Origin of the sequence: Pseudonocardia tropica (genome assembly GCF_040105315.1) — a bacterium.
In the GTDB taxonomy this organism is placed as follows: Bacteria; Actinomycetota; Actinomycetes; order Mycobacteriales; family Pseudonocardiaceae; genus Pseudonocardia; species Pseudonocardia alni.
On record NZ_JBEDNP010000002.1, the window covers coordinates 402,307 to 418,538 of the forward strand.

Annotated in this window: 13 protein-coding genes; 5 read left to right on the forward strand and 8 right to left on the reverse strand. The window is 76.7% G+C overall.

Annotated elements, in window-relative coordinates; genetic code table 11:
* Positions 1 to 24: 24 nt before the first annotated feature.
* From WHI96_RS05115 to WHI96_RS05125, 3 genes are read right to left on the reverse strand one after another with little or no spacing between them, the layout of a single operon-like run.
* A complete protein-coding gene (locus tag WHI96_RS05115; RefSeq protein WP_345641632.1) occupies positions 25 to 957 on the reverse strand; it encodes an aldose 1-epimerase family protein in 933 nt (310 codons plus the stop codon).
* Positions 958 to 984: 27 nt separating this feature from the next.
* Positions 985 to 4,536, reverse strand: coding sequence for an AAA family ATPase (locus WHI96_RS05120; protein ID WP_349302349.1), 3,552 nt, complete (start codon positions 4,534 to 4,536; stop codon positions 985 to 987).
* Entirely contained in the window at positions 4,533 to 5,759 is a 1,227-nt protein-coding gene (locus WHI96_RS05125; protein WP_345645273.1) for a metallophosphoesterase family protein, read from the reverse strand. Before WHI96_RS05125 ends, WHI96_RS05120 begins: the two co-directional genes overlap by 4 nt.
* A 223-nt stretch (positions 5,760 to 5,982) precedes the next feature.
* On the opposite strand from WHI96_RS05125, the gene WHI96_RS05130 reads away from it, so the two are divergent.
* The gene (locus tag WHI96_RS05130; RefSeq protein WP_062394822.1) at positions 5,983 to 6,165 is read left to right on the forward strand and encodes a hypothetical protein; all 183 of its coding nucleotides are present in this window, start codon (positions 5,983 to 5,985) and stop codon (positions 6,163 to 6,165) included.
* Entirely contained in the window at positions 6,162 to 6,389 is a 228-nt protein-coding gene (locus WHI96_RS05135; protein WP_179759914.1) for a hypothetical protein, read from the forward strand. Before WHI96_RS05130 ends, WHI96_RS05135 begins: the two co-directional genes overlap by 4 nt.
* A gap of 8 nt (positions 6,390 to 6,397) precedes the next feature.
* Here the strand turns inward: WHI96_RS05135 and nhaA are convergent, their stop codons facing one another.
* The 3 genes from nhaA to edd form a co-directional block, all read right to left on the reverse strand.
* A complete protein-coding gene (gene nhaA / locus WHI96_RS05140) occupies positions 6,398 to 7,711 on the reverse strand; it encodes a Na+/H+ antiporter NhaA (RefSeq protein WP_345645269.1) in 1,314 nt (437 codons plus the stop codon).
* Positions 7,712 to 8,025: 314 nt separating this feature from the next.
* Entirely contained in the window at positions 8,026 to 8,643 is a 618-nt protein-coding gene (gene eda / locus WHI96_RS05145; protein ID WP_345645266.1) for a bifunctional 4-hydroxy-2-oxoglutarate aldolase/2-dehydro-3-deoxy-phosphogluconate aldolase, read from the reverse strand.
* A gap of 37 nt (positions 8,644 to 8,680) precedes the next feature.
* On the reverse strand, positions 8,681 to 10,522 hold the full coding sequence (gene edd / locus WHI96_RS05150) for a phosphogluconate dehydratase (protein WP_345645263.1): 1,842 nt from the start codon (positions 10,520 to 10,522) through the stop codon (positions 8,681 to 8,683).
* A 139-nt stretch (positions 10,523 to 10,661) separates the two neighbouring features.
* On the opposite strand from edd, the gene WHI96_RS05155 reads away from it, so the two are divergent.
* Entirely contained in the window at positions 10,662 to 11,840 is a 1,179-nt protein-coding gene (locus WHI96_RS05155) for an ROK family transcriptional regulator (RefSeq protein WP_345645260.1), read from the forward strand.
* Positions 11,841 to 11,845: 5 nt separating this feature from the next.
* Here WHI96_RS05155 and WHI96_RS05160 read toward each other — a convergent pair whose 3' ends face one another.
* A complete protein-coding gene (locus WHI96_RS05160; protein WP_345645258.1) occupies positions 11,846 to 12,583 on the reverse strand; it encodes a GNAT family N-acetyltransferase in 738 nt (245 codons plus the stop codon).
* A 119-nt stretch (positions 12,584 to 12,702) separates the two neighbouring features.
* Here WHI96_RS05160 and galK point away from each other — a divergent pair, with 119 nt between their 5' ends.
* The gene (galK, locus tag WHI96_RS05165) at positions 12,703 to 13,839 is read left to right on the forward strand and encodes a galactokinase (RefSeq protein WP_345645255.1); all 1,137 of its coding nucleotides are present in this window, start codon (positions 12,703 to 12,705) and stop codon (positions 13,837 to 13,839) included.
* A gap of 138 nt (positions 13,840 to 13,977) precedes the next feature.
* Positions 13,978 to 15,474, forward strand: coding sequence for a glucose-6-phosphate dehydrogenase (gene zwf / locus WHI96_RS05170; RefSeq protein ID WP_345645252.1), 1,497 nt, complete (start codon positions 13,978 to 13,980; stop codon positions 15,472 to 15,474).
* Here zwf and cobM read toward each other — a convergent pair.
* Positions 15,468 to 16,229, reverse strand: coding sequence for a precorrin-4 C(11)-methyltransferase (gene cobM, locus WHI96_RS05175; RefSeq protein ID WP_062394808.1), 762 nt, complete (start codon positions 16,227 to 16,229; stop codon positions 15,468 to 15,470). The two genes, zwf and cobM, sit on opposite strands and share 7 nt — an antisense overlap.
* Positions 16,230 to 16,232 lie beyond the last annotated feature (3 nt).

Consider the following 16,232-nt stretch of genomic DNA (forward strand, 5'->3'; position numbering starts at 1 on the left):
GTTCCGCTCCGGGGATGATCCGGATCACCCGGTGGCGTGGACACCCCAGCGCAGGACCTGCGACTCGCCGGGGACGAGCTCGATCAGGTCGGTGCCCGAGTTCAGCGCGTCCGGCGGGCAGGTCATCGGCTCGACCGCGATCGCCCGCGACGGCGTCACGGCTCCGTCCGGGCCCTGGCGCGGGAAGTCCGACGGGGTGAAGACCTGCACCCAGCCGAACGCCGCGTCGGCCCACAGCTCGGTGCCGCCGCCGTCCCGGGACCCGACGCGGTGCCGGACCCGGCCGTCGGCGCCGCCGTCCGGGCCGTCGCCGGGGGTGCAGCCGCCGAACGCGCTGTCCAGGACCAGCCCGGCGAGCCGGGTCCGGGAGACCGCTCCGTCCAGCGGCCGTGCCGGGCCGTCCGGGAGCTGGTCGCGCAGCGGCAGCTCGGTCCGCGCGGACAGGGTCAGCTCCAGCTCGTCGGTCGGCACGTCACCGACCCGCAGGTACGGGTGGAAGCCGAGGCCGAACGGGACGGGCGCGTCCCCGAGGTTCTCCACGACCGTGGTGACGGTGAGCCCGTCGCGGCCGACGGCGTAGGTCACCGTGACCCGCACCGGCTGCGGCCAGCCGGGCTGCACCGGCGCGACGGCGGTCAGCGTGATCCGGTCCCCCGCCCGCTCCACGGGGGTCCAGGGCACGTGCCGCAGCAGGCCGTGGATGGCGTTGCCGGCGTCCGGCTCGGTCAACGCGAGCTGCCTGCGGGTCCCGCGGTGGGTCCAGGCGCCGCCGCGGACCCGGTTCGGCCAGGGTGCGAGCACCGCGCCGGAGCCCTTCGGCGGGCGGGCCGTGGGCGGGTGCGGATCGACCCGGACCCGGCCGCCCTGGGAGAACCCGGCCAGCGCCGCCCCGACCTCGTCGACCTCGGCCCGGGAGTCGCCGCTGACGATCACGAACCGTTCACCGCACGCGTCCACGTCGGTGAGTCTCCGTGATCGCTCCGCTCAGCCGGCCAGCGGGGTGGCGCGGGCGGTGTCGGCGTCGCCGACGACCTCGACCGGGGCGGGCGGCCCCAGCTCGGCGACGGTGAACCGGACGCCCGCGTCGCGGGCGAGCCCGACGACGTGCTCGTGGTGGGTGAACAGCAGCACCTGCGCGGTGGCGGCCAGCTCCCCCAGCACGGCGACGGCGGCGGCGCCGCGCTCGTCGTCGAAGGTCATGAGGACGTCGTCGAACACGACCGGCACCGTCGGCAGCCCGGCGGCGACCCGGTCGGCCTGCAGCTGCTCGATCCCGGCCAGGCGCAGCGCGAGGTGCACCTGGTCGGCGGTGCCCTCCGAGAGCCGGGTCGGGGCGAGCTCCTCGCCGTCGGCGCGCACCGCGACCAGGCTGCGTCCGGCGCCGCCCGCCTCGGCCGGGGGCCGCAGCGCGACGAACCGGCCGCCGGTGAGGCGTTCGAGCACCACCCCGGCGCGGACCAGCAGCGGGGAGGCGTGGCTGCGCTCGTAGGCCTCCAGCTCGCGACGCAGGATCTCGCGCTGCAGGTGCAGCACCAGGTAGCGCTCCGCGGCGTCGGCGACGCCGGCCAGCTCGGACTGGGCGCGGGCGTACAGCTCGGCGGCCCCCTCGGCCTCCTCCAGCTCACGGCGCCGGGCCCGCAGCCCGCCCAGCTGCTCACGCACCTCGTCCTGCTCGGCCCCGAGCTCGCGCTCGTGGGCCTGCGCCCGGTCCAGCGCCTCGGTCAGCGCACCGGGCTCGGTGTCCGGGGCGGCGGCGACCAGCTCGTCCGCGTCGAGGTCGGGCGCCGCGGCGGCCAGCAGCCGCTCCTGCTCGGCGATGCGGGTGTCGAGCACGGCGACGTGCGCGCCGCGCTGCGCCGCGGCCTCCAGCCCGCCCGGCTCCGGGGCCTCGGTCAGTGCCAGCTCGACGGCGAGCCGGTCCAGCACCGCGGTGGCCGCGGCCGCGCTGCGGGCGGCGCGGGCGGCGTCGTCCTCGGCGGCGGTGATGCCGTCGTCGAGGTGGCCCGCCGACACCGCGGCCTTGGTGACCTCGCGGACGCGGTCGGCGAGCTCGCCGAGCCGGTCCGCGGACGCGGTACCGGTCGGTGCGGGCTCCAGGTGCCGCTCCACCAGCGCGACGACCGCCCGCCCGTGGGCGGCGACGGCGCGCTCCAGACGGCGGGCCTGTTCGTCGTCCTGGCGGGCGAGCGCCCCCGCGGTGCGGGCGTCGGCGACGGTGTCGCGGCGGGTGTCCCAGCCCGCGGGCTCCAGATCGGTGGGCAGACCGGCGCCGCGCAGCGCGAACCGCCAGCGCTGGGTGGCCAGCTCCCGTTCGTGGCGGGCGGCGTCGGCCGCTCCCCCGGCGCGTTCGGCCTCGCTGCGCAGCCGGGCCAGCAGCACCCGCCGGTCGCGGGCGTGCTCGGCCTCGGTGGCGAGGTCGGCGGCGGCGACGAGCAGCACGTCCAGCGGGGCGCCGTCGCGTGGGCGCCCGGCCGCGGCGAGCGCGGAGCCCAGCGCCCGTTCCTGCACCTCGGCCTGGTCGCGCAGCCGGGCCAGGCGCTCGTCGGCGCGGGCGGCGTCGTCCTCGGCGCGGGCGGCCTCGGCCAGCGCGGCGACGACGGCGTCGGCGTCGTCCGGGTCCGGGACGGCGACGCCGTGCGCCCGCCACAGCGTCGCCCAGGCAGCGGCCGCGGCGGCGGTGCGCTCCCCGGCCGCGGCGGCGGCGGCCGCGGTGCGGGCGGCCTCGGCGTCGGCGGTGTCGAGCTCGGCGTCCCGGTGGGCCAGCTCGGCGACCCGGTCCGCGGAGGCGATCATGTCGTCGGCGACCCGGTCGGCCCCGGCGAGCGCGGCGGACAGCCTGCCCGCGGCCGCGGCGGCGCCGCCCGGCCCCGCGGCGAGCAGCTGCTCCAGCGCGGCGTCACGGGTGGCGCGGGCCGTGGCGAGCGCGTCCGCGCCGACCGGGCGGCCGTCGGCGGCCACCCCGTCGCGGGCGGCCCGGGCGCGGTGCGCACGGTCCGCGGCGTCCGCCGCGGCCCGCTCGGCGCCGCGCTGGTCCTGCTCGGCGGTGCGCAGTGCGGCCCGCAGCTCCCGGACCTCGCGGCGCGGCGGGGCCAGCACACCGCGACCGTCGACGGCGGGGCCGTCGGAGGTGCCCCGGTACCCGGCCGCGACGAGCGCCTCGGCGCGCCGGCTGCGGGCGGCGTCGCCGTCGGCGACGGCGGCCCGGCACAGCGCGGCGGCCGACCCGTCGGCCTCGATCGCGCGGCGGACCTCGGCGACCCGGCCGACCCGGTCGGCGTCGAGACCGCCCGGGACGTCGGCCACCTCGCGGACCTCGGCGAGCGCGTCGGTGTGCAGCCGCTCCGCACGGGCCTGCTCGGCGATCGCCTCGGTGAGGCGGCGGGCGTGCTCGTCGAGGTCGCGGGCCCGGTCGGCCGGCAGGTGGACGGCGGCGAGCCGGTCGGCGGGGCTGCGCCCGTCCTCGGCGACCAGCCCGGCCAGCGCGGTCTCCGCGCGGCGGTGGGCCTCGGCGGCGTCGGCGCGCAGCCGGGCCGCCCGCTCGGCGTCGCCGCGGCGGGCCTGGGCGGCGGACTCCAGCTCGCGGACCCGGGTGGCGTCGGCGAGCAGGTCCTCGTCGAGGTCGAGCTCGGCGCGGCGGGCCCGCAGTGCGTCGGCGGTGGCGCGGTGCTCGTCGCGGGCGGTCTCGGCGTCGGCCAGCGCGGCGGTGGCGCGGGTGTACTCCTCCAGCGAGGCCGCGTCGAGGGCGGCGCCGGTCGCGCACAGTGCGGCGCGTTCGGCGCGCAGCGCGGCCAGCTCCCGGGCCGGCTCCTGGCCGCGGACGGCCTGCCGGGCCCGGTCCGCCGCCCCCGCCGCCCCGCGACGGGTGCGGGTCAGCTCCGCGGCGCGGCGTTCCAGCCGGGCGATCTCCTCGGCCAGCGCCGTCACCTCACCGGCCCGCGACACCCGCTCCCCCACGGCCTTCTCGGTCTCGGTGAACCGGGCGAACGCCGCCCGCACCTCGACCGACCGGTTGCCCCGGTGGTCCTTGAACAGGGCGTCGGCCTCGGTGTCCAGCGCGGCGATCAGGGCGCGGGCGTCGCGGCCGCTGCGGGCGGTGAACACCAGCTCGGCGAGGTCCCCCTCCCCCGCGCACAGTGCCCGGCCGCCCTCGCGCAACTCCTCGTGGCCGAGCCCGAACCCCTCCCGCCAGCGGCGCCGGGCGTCGGCACCGGACTCGCCCCAGGGCGGGTCGGCGACGGCGCCGGTGTCGTCGTGCAGGCCGCGGGTGGTGCGGCGCAGCACGGTCTCGGCCCCCGCCGCACCCGCACCGGCGACCCGGGCCGCGACGGCCAGCCGCGACGGGCCGACGGCGTAGGCGTGGCGCACCGGGCGGGGCATCCCCCACAGCAGGTCGGACAGGGCGTCGAGCAGGGTGGTCTTGCCGGCCTCGTTGGGTCCGGACACGATCGTCAGACCGTCGCCGAGGGTCAGCTCGCGGCCCTCGTAGGCGCCGTAGCGCTCCAGGACCAGCGTGCGCAGCCGCGCGGTCGTGCTCACGACCCGGCCATCCGGGCCAGCAGCTGCTGCTCGGCCTGGCGGGCCAGCGTGGCGAGGCGCTCGTCGTCGCGCAGGTCCAGCAGGCCCGCCTCGCGCAGCCGGCGGCCGACCTCGCGTTCCAGCGGGGCGGCGAGCTCGCGGATGCGGTCCGGGTCGGCGGCCAGACCGGCCGCGGCGGCGGACACCGCGGCGGTCAGCTCCGGGTCGACGGCGAGCGCCCCGGCGGGCGGGCGGGTGCGGTTGCGGACCTTCTCCAGCACCGCGCCGCAGCGCTCGGCGAGCAGCTCCAGCTCGGTGCGGACCCCCTCGGCCGAGGTGAGGTCCGCGGCGGCCGGCCCGGCGCCGTGCAGCGTCACCTGGGCGACGACGGTGCGCGGCGCGGCGGCGGCGCACCGCTCGCGCAGCGCGGACTCGACGGCCTCGTAGACCTCGTCCGCGCCGCCGAGCCCGGCGATGTCGACCTCGACGAGCTCCCAGCGGGCGACGTCGAGGACCAGCGGGGTGACCGTCGCCCACCGCTCGGGCGCCGCGTCGACGAGCAGGGCGCCCTTCGCGCCGCGCTCCTGCGGGTGGCGGCCCTGCAGGTTCCCGGAGAACCAGGCCGGGTGCGGGCCGTCGCAGACGGCGCGCTGCTCGTGCACGTGGCCGAGGGCGAAGTACTCGTAGCCGCAGCCGGACAGGTCCTCGGGGCGGCAGGGGGCGTAGGTGTCGTGCCGGTCGTCTCCCTGCACCGAGGTGTGCAGCATGCCGACGTTGACCAGACCGGGGATCCGGTCGGGGTAGGCGGGGACGAGGTTCTCCAGCACCGCGCGGCGGGCGAAGCCCTGGCCGTGCACGGCGAGGCCGAGGTCGTCGTCGACGACGGTCTCGGGCGCGTCCACCGAGAGCCGGTGGGTGTTGGGCGGCAGCCGCAGCGACCGGGTGATCTCGGACTCGGCGTCGTGGTTGCCGCTGACGAGGAACACCGGGATGCCCTCGTCGTGCAGTCGCGAGAGCTGCCGGACGAAGAACGCGCCGGTCGCGTAGTCCTTCCAGTCGCCGTCGTAGACGTCACCGGGCAGCACGAGCGCCTCGGCCCGGGAGTCGACGACCGCGTCGACGAGGTTCTCGCAGGCCCGCCGGGTCGCCGCACGCAGCGTTGTGGCGAGCCCGGAGTCGCCGAGCCGCGACAGGCCGCGCAGCGGGCTGTCGAGGTGCAGGTCGGCGGCGTGCACGAAGCGCACGGAGGAACTCCCGGAGCGGTCGGGTACGGGGAACCGCCGAGTCTAGGACGGGGCCCCCGCCGTTCCCCGCCGCGACACCGCCCGCCCGCCCACCGATGACGACGTCGCAGGTCAGGTGGGGCGGCCCACACAGCGGCGCCGGTCACGTTCCGGTGTCCGGACGATGGCCGGTGGGTAGACCCTGGCCGTCCGATCCCGAGAGAGAGCCGCGAGGTCGAGCCCGATGATCCAGCTCTGCGAGCGCTGCTACGCCCCCGTCGACGCCGCGACCGAGCGCGTCTACCGGTTGTCCCACATCGAGTCGGCCGACGCGGCCGGCGAGGTGACCTGGCGCGAGGCCGTCGTGCACGTCGCGGCGTGTGTCCCCGCGGGCACCGTCGTCCCGGCCGGGCGGTGGGCCGCGTGATCCGGGACGCGCTGTGCGAGCGCTGCCTCAACCCGATCGACCCGACCCGCGAGCCGCTGCGGATGCGCACCCACGGCGGGACCGCGGCCGACGGCGGACCGGCCCGCAGCTTCGTGCACGCCCTGCCGTGTGTGCGCCCGGACACCGGTGACTGGGACCGCGGGCGGCGCGGTCTCTCGCCGGCCGCGGTGCGGCACGCCGCGGCCCGCGCCGACCACCGCTGAGCCGGCGCTCAGCCGTCCCGGCGGGGTTCGCCCTCCTGGTAGACGTCCGGCACCCCGTCACCGTCGGCGTCACGCGTCTCGATCTGCTCGGTCCGCCGGTAGTGGGCGTTGCGGGCGCGCAACACCACGGTGGCGAGCAGGGCCGCGAGCAGTGAACCGGCCAGCACACCGATCTTGACGTGGTCGTCCTGCGGGGTTCCGGTCCCGAAGGCCAGCTCGCCGACCAGCAGGGACACGGTGAACCCGATCCCGGCGAGCTGGGCGAGGCCGAGCAGGTCCCACCAGGACAGGTCGTCGGACAGCCGGGCCCGGGTGAACCGCTGCACGAGCCAGGTCGCGCCGAGCACACCGACGGTCTTGCCGAGCACCAGGCCGGCGACGATGCCGAGGGTGACGGTGTCGAGCAGGGCGCCGCCGATCCCCCCGCCCTCGCCACCGACGACGGTGACCCCGGCGGCGAAGAACGCGAACACCGGTACCGCGAACCCGGCCGACAACGGGCGCCAGCGGTGCTCGAAGTGCTCCGACAGCGACACCCCGTGCACCCGGCGGCGCCCCAGGACCGGCACCGCGAAGCCGAGCAGGACACCGGCGACGGTGGCGTGTACCCCGGACTCGTGCACGAGCACCCAGGTGATCGCGGCGAGCGGCAGCAGCACCCACCAGGAGCGGATCCCGCGCTGCACCGCGAGGGTGAACAGCGCCAGCGGGACGAGGGCGCCGAGCAGGGCGGGCACCGACAGCTGGTCGGTGTAGAAGACCGCGATGATCGTGATGGCCAGCAGGTCGTCGACGACGGCGAGGGTCAGCAGGAAGGTCCGCAGCGCGGTGGGCAGGTGGGTCCCGATGACGGCGAGCACCGCGAGCGCGAACGCGATGTCGGTGGCGGTCGGGATCGCCCAGCCGACCAGCGCGTCGGGGTTCGCGAGGTTGATCGCGACATAGATCAGCGCGGGCGCCGCCATGCCGCCGACGGCCGCCGCGACCGGCAGCAGCGCCGTGCGCGGGTCGCGCAGGTCCCCGGCCAGGAACTCGCGTTTGAGCTCCAGCCCGACGACGAAGAAGAAGATCGCCAGCAGGCCGTCGGCGGCCCAGGTCGCGAGCGACAGGTCCAGATGCAGCGCGGCGGGGCCGACGGTGAACCCGGCGAGCGCGGTGTAGGCGTCGCGCCAGGGCGAGTTGGCGAACAGCAGCGCCGCCGCGGCCGCGATGACGAGCAGGACGCCGCCGACGGTCTCTGTGCGCAGCACGTCGGCGACGCGACGGGCCTGTGCCCACGAACCGCGGGAGAACAGGCGGCGGGGGGCGGGGGTGGTGTTCACGGGGCTCCGGGGAGGTCGGGAGGGCAGGGGGCAGCGCTCGCCGACCAGACTTCCCGGCACACCGGAACGGGATCCTAACGGTCCCGGGCCCCCGCGTCAGCCCGTTCGAGGCGCTCGCCACCTCCTCGCCGGACGCCCGGGGGCGGCCCCCTCGTGCCGTCCCCGGGCGTCAGGATCGCGTCAGGACCCGGCCCGTCGGTGTCGCCGCGGGCGCACGATGACGCGATGAGCGACATCGCCGGGTGGGCGCTGATCCTGGTCTACCTCCTGCTGGCCGTGGCGGCGGCCAGGGCCGTGCTCGTGGTCCCGCGCCGTCAGCCCAGCGCGGCGGCGGCCGCGGCGAGACCGCGGATCCGGTCGAACTCCCCCGCGGCGACGGCGTCGGCCGGGGTGAGCCAGGAGCCCCCGACGCAGGAGACGTTGGGCAGGGTCAGGTAGCCCGGTGCCGAGTCGACGGTGATCCCACCGGTCGGGCAGAACCGCAGGTCCGGCAGCGGCCCGGCGACCGATGCCAGGAACGGGCGCCCGCCCGCGGCCTCGGCGGGGAAGAACTTGCAGGCGGTGTGGCCGCGCTCGGCGACGGCCATCATCTCCGAGATCGTCGCGGTGCCGGGGAGGAAGTCCAGCCCGGAGTCCTCCATCGCGTCGAGGAGCCGCGGCGTCGCACCGGGGCTGACCAGGAAGCGGGCGCCCGCGTCGACCGAGGCGCGGACGTCGTCGGGGGTGCGGACGGTCCCGGTGCCGACGACCGCGTCGGGCACCTCGGCCGCGATCCGGCGGACGGCCTCGAGCGCGGCCGGGGTCCGCAGGGTCACCTCGATGACCGGCAGCCCGCCGTCCACCAGGGCACGGGCGAGCGGGACGGCCGTCGCGGCGTCGTGCAGCACGACGACGGGGACGACGGGGGCCAGCTCCAGCAGCTTCTCGCTCATGGTTCCTCTCGGACGGGACGGTCTCTCGACCGGTCCCTCAGTGGGGCAGGACGACGGTCGCACCGGTGTCGGCGGGTCCGACCGCGGCGCGGAACGCCGCGAACAGCTCACGTCCGGTGCCGGTCGTCGGGCCGGACGGGCCGGCGGGCCGGGCGGGCTCGCGGGCGTCGAACTCGTCGGCGTCGACCAGCAGGGACAGGGTGCCGTTCAGGGTGTCCAGGCGTACCGGGTCGCCGTCGCGCACGTTCCGCAGCGGTCCGCCCTGCGCGGCCTCCGGGGTGACGTGCAGCGCGGCGGGCACCTTGCCCGAGGCGCCGGACATGCGGCCGTCGGTGACGATCGCGACCTGGTGCCCGCGGTCCTGCAGCAGCCCCAGCGCGGGCGTCAGCTTGTGCAGCTCGGGCATGCCGTTGGCGCGCGGTCCCTGGTACCGGACGACGGCGACCAGGTCCCGCCCGTCGAGCTCGCCCGCGGCGAACGCGGCCAGCAGGTCGTCCTGGTCGTCGAAGACCACGGCCGGCGCCTCGACGACGCGGTGGTCGGGCTCGACGGCGGAGGTCTTGACCACCGAGCGGCCCAGGTTGCCGTGCAGCACGCGCAGCCCGCCGTCCGGGGAGAACGGGTCGGCGACCGAGCGCAGCACCGACTTGTCCAGGCTCTCCGTGGTGCCCTCACGCCATACGAGGGTGTCCCCGTCGAGGAAGGGCTCGCGGGTGTAGCGGGACAGGCCGGGGCCGTCGACGGTGCGGACGTCGTCGTGGGCCAGGCCGTGGTCGAGCAGCTCGCGGATGAGCAACGCCGTCCCGCCGGCGGCGTGGAAGTGGTTCACGTCCGCCGTGCCGTTGGGGTAGATCCGGGCCAGCAGCGGCACGACGGTGGACAGGTCCGAGAAGTCGTCCCAGGTGATCTGCACGCCCGCGGCGGCGGCCATCGCGACCAGGTGCATCGTGTGGTTGGTGGAGCCGCCGGTGGCCAGCAGCGCGACGATCCCGTTGACCACCGCCTTCTCGTCGACGACCGCACCCATCGCCTTGTCCGGGTCACCCGCGGCGTCGAGCGCGCGGCGGGCGACCTCGTCGGTCAGGGCGTCGCGCAGCGCGGTGCCGGGGTTGACGAACGACGACCCCGGCAGGTGCAGGCCCATGACCTCCATCAGCAGCTGGTTGGAGTTCGCGGTGCCGAAGAAGGTGCAGGTCCCGGGGCCGTGGTAGCTGGCCGACTCGGCCTCGAGCAGCTCGGCGCGGTCGGCCCCGCCCGCGGCGAACGCCTGCCGGACGCGGGCCTTCTCCTTGTTCAGCAGGCCCGAGGTCATCGGGCCGGCGGGTGCGAGCAGCACCGGCAGGTGGCCGAAGGACAGCGCGCCCATCACGAGCCCGGGCACGATCTTGTCGCAGACCCCGAGCAGGACCGCGGCATCGAACATGTCGTGGCTCAGCGCGATCGCGGTGGACAGGGCGATGACGTCGCGGGAGAACAGCGACAGCTCCATGCCGGCGCGGCCCTGGGTGATGCCGTCGCACATGGCGGGGACCCCGCCGGCGACCTGGGCGACCCCGCCCGCGGCGCGGGCCGCGGCCTTGATCCGCGCGGGGTAGGTCTCGAACGGCTGGTGCGCCGAGAGCATGTCGTTGTAGGCGGTGACGATGCCGATGTTGCGGGCGGGCGACGCGGTGAGCGTCAGCTTGTCCGGCCCGCACGCGGCGACGGCGTGGGCGAGGTTGGCGCAGCCGAGGTCGGCGCGGCCGGGGCCGGCGGCGGGCCCCGTGGCGGCGGCCCCACGGATGCGCTCGAGGTAGGCGGCGCGGGTGGTGGCCGAGCGGGCGACCACCCGTCGGGTGACGGCGTCGACGACGGGGTGCAGCGGGACGGAGGCGGTCACGGTACGTCGATCTCCAGGTGGTGGGGTGCGTGGCGAACCGTTCGATAAGCACTCTATCGACTGACTTATGTACTCACAAGACGTTAGTGAGACACGATCAGCGTTTTACCAGGTCGAAGCCCTGTGGTTCACTGGACGAATGCGAGGACGCACCCCGACCAGCGCGCCCGCCACGGCGGGCGAGATCTTCCGGCTGGTCCGGGACGGCGTGGCCGGGACCCGGACCGAGATCGGTCGCGAGACCGGCCTGTCCCGGACCGCGGTCGCCGCGCGCGTCGACCGGCTGCTCGCCGACGGCCTGGTCACCGAGGTGGTCGGTGCCGCCGCGACCGGCGGGCGGCCCGCCGCGCGCCTGGAGTTCAACGCCGCGGGCGGCACCGTGCTGGCGCTGTCGGTCGGCGTCAGCCGGTCCAAGGCCGCCGTGTGCGACCTGTCCGGCGCCGTGCTCGCCGAGGACGTCGTGGACATCCCCGCCTCCGCCGGGCCCGAGCACCTGCTCTCCGAGGCGGTCATCCGGCTGGAGAAGCTGCTGCTCACCGCCGGGGTCGACGACGCGACGATCCGCGGCATCGGGCTGTCGGTCCCCGGCACCGTGGACGGCGCGCACGGCTGGTCGGTGGGCGTCCCCGCGCTGCCCGGCTGGGAGCGGGTCGCGCTGCCGCCGCTGCTCACCGCCCGCTTCCCCGCCCCGGTGCTGGTCGACAACGACGTGAACGTCATGGCCCTGGCCGAGCAGGACGCCCACCCCGACGTCGACGACCTGCTGATGGTCAAGATCGGGTCCGGGGTCGGCGCCGGGCTCGTCTGCGGCGGGGTGCTGCAGCGCGGCGCCTGGGGCGCGGCCGGCGAGATCGGGCACACCCCGGTCCACGACGGGCCGGGCATCGGCTGCGGCTGCGGCAACATCGACTGCCTGGAGGTGCTGGCCTCGGGCCGCGCCCTGGTGCGCGACCTCGCCGAGTGCGGGCAGCCGGTCACCGCGATCGCCGACGTCGTCGCGCTGGTCAAGCAGGGCGACCCGGACGCGGTGCGGCTGGTGCGCATCGCCGGGCGCCGGCTCGGCGAGGTCCTCGCCGCCGCGGTCAACCTGGTCAACCCCGCGCTGGTCGCGATCGGCGGGGACCTGGTCGGCGCGTTCGACCCGCTCGTCGCGGGCGTGCGGGAGGCGATCTACCGGCGCTCCATGGCCGCGGCCACCCAGAACCTGCGCATCGAGCCGGGCCTGCTCAGCGGGCGGTCGGGCGTGATGGGCTGCGCGATCCTGGTGCTCGACGAGGTGCTCTCACCCGGCTCCGTCGACGCCGCCCTGTCGGCCTGAGCCGCTCAGCGGTGCGGCGCGCGGAGCAGGTCGAACCGCATCGTGCGCGACAGGGTGAACCCCATCGCCCCGTAGAGCCGGATCGCGCCGAGGTTGTCCGCGGCCGCGTGCAGCACCGGACGCTCGCCGCGGGCGACGATCCCGGCGGCGACGGCGTCGACCAGGCGGCGGGCCAGCCCCCGGCCCCGGAACTCCGGGTCGGTGCAGACCGCGCTGATCTCGGTCGCCCCGGCGCCGCCGGCGCCGCCGATGCGCATGCGCTCCCCCGCCATCGCGACCAGCCGGCCGTCGTGGCGGACGCCGAGGTAGCGGCCCAGCTCGGCGGTGCGCGCCAGCCAGGGTCCGGGCCGGGTGCGGCCGGCCAGCTCCGCCATCTCCGCCCGGTCCGACGGCCCCAGCTCGACGAGGCCGTCCGCGGCCGCGCCCGGCACCGCGGCGCCGTCCATCTGCACCCCGGGGAACGCGCGCAGCAGCTCCCAGCCCGCCGGGATCCGCGGCGGCCCGGCGGCGGCGCGCACCACCACGACCTCGCTGCCCGGCGCGCAGAGCGCCGCGAGGTCGGCCCAGTCCCCGGCGCTGCCGTGACCGTCGGCGTCGAGCGGGAGCGCCGCGAACGGCGACACCTCCGGGTCGAAGCGCACCGCGGCACCGCGGGTCGCGCCGAAGCCGGCCAGCCGCCCGCGCAGGGCGGAGGTCACCGGGTCGGTCAGGGCGGTGTCGGGACGGTCGGGGGCGTCGGGCACGGCCGTCATCGTGCCCCGGCGCCCCGGCCGTCCGGCGCAGGGGTCGGCTACCGTGCCCGCGCCCCGGGCCACCCGCACACCCGCCCAGGAGACCACGCACCCGTACGACCGGAGCCGCCATGTCCACCGTCGCCGACGCCTTCGCCACCCGTCACGGGGCGGCCCCGACCGGGGTCTGGTTCGCCCCCGGGCGGGTCAACCTGATCGGCGAGCACACCGACTACAACGACGGCTTCGTGCTGCCCTTCGCGCTGCCGCACCGGGCCGTCGTCGCCGCGGCACCCGCGACCGGGGGCCGCAGCCGGGTCCGGTCGGTGCAGGAGCCGGGTGCCGCGGTGGAGTTCTCCGCGGCGTCGGTGGTGCCGGGTGAGGTGCCCGGCTGGGCGGCCTACGTGGCCGGGACTTGCTGGGCGTTCCGCGAGGCCGGGTACCCGGTGGGCGAGGTGGAGCTGGAGCTGGACTCCGACGTGCCGGTCGGGGCCGGGCTGTCGTCGTCGGCGGCGGTGGAGTGCGCGGTCGGCGTCGCGCTCGCCGGGCTCGCCGGGGCCGACGTCGACCCGACCACGCTGGCCCGGATCGCGCGGCGCGCGGAGAACGAGTTCGTCGGCGCCCCCACGGGCGGCATGGACCAGATGGCCTCGATGCACGGGCGCGCCGGCCGGCTGGTGTTCCTCGACACCCGCGGTGACACCGTCGAGCTGGTCCCCTTCGACCTGCCGGCGCACGACCTGGAGCTGCTGGTCGTCGACACCCGGGCGCCGCACGCGCACGCCTCGGGCGAGTACGGCGCCCGGCGCGCCGACTGCGAGGCCGCGGCCGCCGCCCTCGGCGTCCCGGCCCTGCGGGACGCAGGCCCGGACGACCTGCCCCGGATCGCCGACGAGCGGATCCGGCGCCGGGCCCGGCACATCGTGACCGAGAACGCCCGGGTCGTCGAGACCGTGCGACTGCTGTCGGGCGGCGCGGACCCGCGGGCGATCGGGCCGCTGCTCGACGCCTCGCACACCTCGATGCGCGACGACTTCGAGATCACGGTCCCGCACGTCGACGTGGCCGTCGAGGCGGCCCGCGACGGCGGCGCGACCGGCGCGCGGATGACCGGCGGCGGCTTCGGCGGCTGCGTGATCGCGCTGGTCGAGGCCGACGGGGCGGCCGCGGTCACCGCCTCGGTGCGGGAGGCCTTCGCGCAGCGCGGCTGGGCCGAACCGGTCGTGTTCCCGGGCACGCCGTCGGACGGGGCGGGCCGCCTCGCCTGACCAGGACCCCTTCCGCCTTTCGCGAGCGGAACGGAATCGGTACAGTACGGAAGTGCCCGTCACGCGGGCCCTGGCACCGCTCGACCCGCACCCGTTCGCTTACCGAGGAGACGGCTCGTGCCGCACCCCCTTCCCGTCATGGACCCCGCCGACGTCGTCGTGTTCGGCGGCACCGGCGATCTCGCGATGCGCAAGCTGCTGCCCGCGCTCTACCTCCGCGACCGCGACGGCCAGCTCGCCGACGACACCCGCATCGTCGCCGTGTCCCGATCCGGGCTCGACGACCCCGGCTACCGCGACAAGGTCGACTCCGAGCTGCGGCGCACCGCGCCGCGCTGGGCCGGCCCCGACGCCTGCGCCGACGACGCGCAGCACCACCGCTTCCTGGACCGGCTGCACCACGTGACCCTCGACGTCGCCGACGACGACTGGTCGCTGCTGTCGGAGCTGATCGGGGCGCCCTCCCCGGGGCGCACCCGGGTGCTCTACCTCGCCTCCGCCCCGCAGCTGTTCGGACGGATCTGCGTCGGCAGCGCGGCCGCCGGCATCGTCGACGACCGCACCCGCGTCGTGCTGGAGAAGCCGCTGGGCACCGACCTGGCCTCGGCGCAGGCGATCAACGACGAGGTCGGCTCGGTCTTCGCCGAGGAGCAGATCTACCGGATCGACCACTACCTCGGGAAGGAGACGGTGCAGAACCTGCTGGTCCTGCGCTTCGGCAACTCCCTGTTCGAGCCGCTGTGGAACGCCTCGCAGATCGACCACGTGCAGATCACCGTCGCCGAGTCGATCGGCGTCGGGAACCGCGCCGACTACTACGACGGCTCCGGCGCGCTGCGCGACATGGTGCAGAACCACCTGCTGCAGCTGCTGTGCCTGGTCGCGATGGAGCCGCCGGCCAAGATCGACGGCGAGGGCGTGCGCGACGAGAAGCTCAAGGTCCTGCAGTCGCTGCGTCCGCTCGACGGCCCGGACGTCGTGCGCGACACCGTGCGCGGGCAGTACGCCGAGGGCCTCGTCGACGGCACCGCCGTGCCCGGCTACGCCACCGAGCTGGCAGAGTCCCGCGCCGGGACCCCGCGGGAGCGGGAGCGGTCCTCCACCGAGACCTTCGTGGCGCTGCGCGCCGAGGTCGCCAACTGGCGCTGGGCCGGGGTGCCGTTCTACCTGCGCACCGGCAAGCGACTGGCGACGCACGCGTCGGAGATCGTGGTGCAGTTCAAGCCGGTCCCGCACTCGATCTTCCCGGCGTTCGGCGAGGAGATCCCGGCCAACCGGCTCGTCCTGCGGCTGCAGCCCGACGAGGGCGTCCGCCTGCACATGACGGCCAAGCAGCCCGGCCCCGGCGGCATCCGCCCGATCCCGGCACCGCTGGACCTGAGCTTCGCCCGCACCTTCGGCGACCGGCTGCCCGACGCCTACGAGCGGCTGCTCATGGACGTGCTGCGCGGCAACCCGACGCTGTTCATGCGCCGCGACGAGATCGAGGCCGCGTGGCGCTGGGCCGAGCCGATCCTGCGGACCTGGGAGGCCACCGACCAGCGGCCCCGCCCCTACTCCGCGGGCAGTCACGGCCCGGCCTCGGCCACCGCGCTGATCGAGCGCGACGGCCGGGCCTGGCACGAGGACTACTGAGCCGGGCCCTCCGGCGCCCGGCAGCGGTCCGCGCTGTACAGGTGCGAGTCCGGGAAGTGCCGGGCCGCCAGCGCCTCCCCGACGATGATCACGGCGGTACGCTGGATACCGGCCTCGTCGACGGCCTTGGGCATCTGCTCCAGGGTCCCACGCAGCACGATCTCGTGCGCACGCGACGCGTGTGCGACCACCGCGGCCGGGCAGTCGCCGCCGTAGGAGGGGGCCAGGGCGTCGACGACCTCGGCGATCCGGTGCACGGCCAGGTGCAGCACCACGGTGCCGCCGGCGGCGCCCAGCTTGTCGAGTCCCTCGTTCTCCGGCATCGGTGTCGCGCGCGCGGCGATCCGGGTGAGGGTGACGGTCTGGGCGACCGTGGGGACGGTGAGCTCGCGGCCCAGGGCCGCGGCCGCCGCCGCGTAGGCGGGGACGCCGGGGCACACGTCGTAGGGCACGCCCTCGGCCTCCAGGCGGCGCATCTGCTCGGCCATCGCCGAGAACACCGACGGGTCCCCCGAGGCGAGGCGGGCGACGTCGAGCCCGTGCCGGTGCGCGCGCACCATCTCGCCCGTGATCTCGTCGAGCGTCATCAGCGCGGTGTCGACGGTGCGGGCCCCGGGCGGGCAGATCTCCAGCATCTCCGGCGGCACCAGGCTGCCCGCGTAGAGGCAGACCGGCGCGGCCGCGATGAGGTCGCGGGCCCGCAGCGTCAGCAGGTCGACCGCACCGGGTCCGGCCCCGATGAAGTGCACCGTCACAGC

Bases quoted from the DNA above. Each gene is read 5' to 3' on its own strand.
- WHI96_RS05130 (WP_062394822.1), top strand. From the start codon at position 5,983: ATGATCCAGCTCTGCGAGCGCTGCTACGCCCCCGTCGACGCCGCGACC.
- eda (WP_345645266.1), bottom strand. From the start codon at position 8,643: ATGAGCGAGAAGCTGCTGGAGCTGGCCCCCGTCGTCCCCGTCGTCGTG.
- WHI96_RS05155 (WP_345645260.1), top strand. From the start codon at position 10,662: ATGCGAGGACGCACCCCGACCAGCGCGCCCGCCACGGCGGGCGAGATC.
- galK (WP_345645255.1), top strand. From the start codon at position 12,703: ATGTCCACCGTCGCCGACGCCTTCGCCACCCGTCACGGGGCGGCCCCG.
- zwf (WP_345645252.1), top strand. From the start codon at position 13,978: ATGGACCCCGCCGACGTCGTCGTGTTCGGCGGCACCGGCGATCTCGCG.